This is a genomic window from Caballeronia sp. (genome assembly GCF_049581465.1).
GTDB lineage: Bacteria > Pseudomonadota > Gammaproteobacteria > Burkholderiales > Burkholderiaceae > Caballeronia.
The window spans coordinates 1-3695 of sequence record NZ_JBAUSA010001353.1; the positions used below are offsets into that span (position 1 = coordinate 1).

2 protein-coding genes and 1 pseudogene are annotated in these 3695 nt (G+C 57.1%); all 3 read right to left on the reverse strand.

Annotated elements, in window-relative coordinates; all coding sequences use genetic code 11:
- Positions 1–1086, reverse strand: a 1086-nt coding sequence (locus WCA53_RS32705; RefSeq protein WP_423921697.1) for a hypothetical protein, incomplete at its 3' end; no start/stop codon positions are given.
- 48 nt (positions 1087–1134) lie between these two features.
- Positions 1135–2535: a CHAT domain-containing protein gene (locus WCA53_RS32710; RefSeq protein ID WP_423921700.1), complete on the reverse strand. Its 1401-nt coding sequence runs from the start codon at positions 2533–2535 to the stop codon at positions 1135–1137.
- A 294-nt stretch (positions 2536–2829) separates the two neighbouring features.
- A pseudogene (locus WCA53_RS32715) lies at positions 2830–3695 on the reverse strand (hypothetical protein); the annotation flags it as partial.

A 3695-nucleotide genomic window follows, 5' to 3' on the forward strand; every position in this document is an offset into this window, starting at 1 on the left:
GCCTTCATCCTCCAGGTGATCGGCAATATCGTGAAGACTGCCGCTAAGCTTCTTGCCGCCCGATCTGAAGACAGGAAGCGTATTGGCCACCGCGTTCCACCTCTCCAGTTGCGACAGGTAAGTGATCAGTAATTCGATCTTGTCGGCTTCGACAATATCTGGCGAGTTCTTGAGTGTTATCGCCATTTGCCTCACCATCTCGTTCGCTCCGGCGGGGTCTTTAGCCATGAGCTTGTCCACAGTCTCCTTCCACTTCGCATGAAACGGAAGATGACCTAGCGCGCCAAAGGGTTGATCGAGCAACGTTTTTCGATGTTCCAGCGCAATGACGAGATAGTCCGCATCGTCGATATGCTTCGGCTGGCCGTCCGATCCCGTTCGCATCAATCCGCCGTTGCTCATTTCGAGGTCGGTCGTGTCGAGGTCTGCTCCAGCGAAGATCCGATAGCCACTCGTGGTGAGCGCATCGCCATTGAACATGCCGAAGCGGGTGCTGACGTCGTCCGAGCCCAGGATCGCGCCGAGCTTTTTTGTCAGATCGACGCCGGTCGTGACGGCTAGGCCAAGGGCAGGGCCGCCGAGCGCGCCCACCGTCTCTGAGAAGAGGTCGAGCATGCCACGGGTAAAGCTGCTGTCGGATACACGGGATAGCGCTGTGTACATGGTCACGCTATCAGACTTGACCGGCACATCGCGTACGATATAAAGGTCCTTGAACTCAATGTTCCGCCCAGCGTCAGCGGGTGCGTCCTTGCCGAGCAGGTCTCGGATCATTTGATGGCCGGCAATGTACGGTACGTGCCGCAGCGAGTCGCCATACCGGTAGCTCAGGAAGCAACTGCACATGGGCAGATACTTGGAGAGATAGTTGCCCGCCTTGGACATACGCATCTCGACGAGCCTCACGCTAAAGTAGCTCTGCTCGGGAACGAACGCGTCGCCCTTCAGGCCGTCACGCCGCGTGTCGTTCGCATCGGGCGACGGCACGATTGTCGCCGTGAAGTTGCGGCGGCGTTCCTGGGAGAAAATGCCTTTCGTTTCGTCACTGTCCGTTTGCTCTTTAAATTTGGCAGAAGAGAAGAACATGAGAGACCTCGTCAGATAATGTTGTCGATAGCACGCGCCACGCGACCTTTAATCCAGTACGACGGCAACGGCGGACGCCCAGGTCGGCTCCGCAACGCTCGTCCTTCGAAGCCCTTCGCATGCCAGCTGGTAGGACTCACTGAACGTTCTCCTGTCTTCCAGGAAAGACCGGTAGAAATGGCGGAAGTATTGAAGGCACGCTTCGTCCTTCACGACCCAGCGAAAACCAATCATGCCGTGGGCGCCAAGCCGCATTGTCTCAATCGCGCTCAGCACCGACGCGCCCTCGCACGACGACAACACGAGCATCTTGCAGTTGCCCGCTTGCATCCAGCCAGCCACGTCCCGTATCGAAACCGGTAGAGGCCGGTCTTGCGCGCCATGAAAGAGAAGATGGGTCAAGCCGTCGTCGGCGGTGACAGAATGGCCGCAGAAATGAAAAAGGCCATAGTCACCATAGCGCAATTTATCCTCCACTTCGTTCTTGAGATCCTGGCCGAATACGCCAAGACTCGCGGAGCCGATCACATCCACAGCCGCTATTCTCTCCTCACCCAACCTCGCCTTCAGTTCCATTAGAAGCCTCAGCTCCTCGGCTGATGAATTGAGCTTGGCGAAACTGAACGTTCCCGTCTTCCCATAAACCGTGTCTTTCGGTAGCGACACGTCGCCATGGACATCCGAATCCATGAAGAGTATTCGCAAGGGTCTATTGACGAAAGGCTTGGCATAGATCTGGGGCGGCGAATCCATCATTCGCACCCGTCGGGCCATCGGTATGCGCGAGCAAAGTACGCCGTCGAAGTCGCTGTGGTTGACGTGTTCAAATGGCAACTGAAAAAGCTTCGCATAATCGGTCGAGCCAAAGACGATCTCGAAGCGCATGTCGAGCGGGCACGGTGTCAGGACTTGCTTGCAATCTCCGTCGAGCGAGCACACTTCTTCGGTTAACGTGTGAGGGTTCTGGAGAAGCGCCAGCAGGTGCGGCCCGACGGTATCCCTAATCAGTACGTTGAAGAGCCGCTGACCTTCCCGGATCGCTTTATCGTACCAATCTACGCGCACCTTGGTGACAGTGTCGGCGGGCGTAAAGGGCGACATCTTCTCGACGTTGGAGATCATGTTATCCAAAGCGGCTCTTTCGGTATAAGGTATGTCACCCGATTCTAGGAAGTCATACTGACCATTTCGTACGTAATAACGGGCTGAGGTCCGCTCCACCTTAATGGTAATGCGCCGCGTGATCGAGCGCGGGCACCCGGGTAGCGGCGGCGCGAGTCCAGCCAGCGTGTGCGCGAGCGCTGACGAGTCGACGTGGGTTGTGCCGATGCGCCATAGCGACGCGCTGTTTTTGCGGCTCAGCACTGTTCTCTCGACGTTTTCCAGGGAGTCCGTTGCGACGACGAGTACCGGGATCGGGAGTTTCGAATCCTCCAGCCAGTCGAGCAAGTCGATCGCCGGTCTTCCGCTGCGAGCGGAGCGTGTCTCGCTTTGCAGGACGAGCGCGTCAAGGACGATCAACGCGGGCCGGCCGCCTTTGTCGATTGCTTTCTTGGCCAACTCGACATTTTTCATCAGCAGGTGACTGCGATTGCTGAAAAAGTGCTCCAGTTCCGGATACCTTTCCTTCCATGACTCAGCGACGTCCAGAAGTCGAAGAATCGTTTCCCTGGTCGTCCTGTCGCCGGTGACCACCATGATCGGAGTTTCTGCCACGGGTGGCGTCGTCATAATTGTTACTCCTCATGCCTTCGGAAAAGAGAGCGTGAAGCTGGTCGGCACTGATGACCCGTCCGCCTCCACGACACCGTCCGATGCTGTTTCGATCGTGCCGCGATGCATCTTCACGATGAGTTGGATTGCGCCCAAAGACAGGCTCGCGGCTTCTCTCGCCTCCCGCATTACCCTGAGCAGATCGTCGGGTTCGACCTGTTCCCCATCATCGGGTGAAACGGACGGCGTTTGCAGGGTAAGTAGTAAAACTGCCTTCTTCTTGAACGGCTTGAGTTCGATGAGAATGTGCACGTCGCCGTCGCTGTGCAGGCGCAGGAGATGCGCGATGATCGAACGCAGGACGAAACGCAGCCGTCCTTCGTCGCCTTTCAGGCATAGGTCCGGTTCCGGCAGTTGCAACATGATCAACTCACGGTCCTGCTCCGGCAAGCATTCATAGACTTCCTGCAAGCACACGTTGAGATTGACGAGCTTTTTTTCCCGCCTGGGCGCTTCCCGAATGGACATTGCCTCCGCGAGGCGCTCGAAGGTAATGTCGGCTTTTCCCAGTTCGCAAACCATGCGCGAAGCAATGCCTGTGATCTTCTTCGATTTATCGCCTGGAGCGGGCGGCTGCCGATCGGATGCACCGGACACGATGTCGGTGATCTCACGTGCGAGCAAGGACGCGAGCGTAAGCGGTGCTCGTGTTTGCTGCGCGACCTCGGATACGGTTTCTTGAAGGAAGCGAACACTCCGTGTCCATTGCATGCCTTCAATGTCGTTGAAGAACCAGAATGCCGTGTCGAAGCTCGGATCCAGATCGACCCGCGTGGCCAGCACGGTGACATTGTGTCCGCTAGCGTTCTTTGTTTTGAGCTTCACTCTCCGTTTGG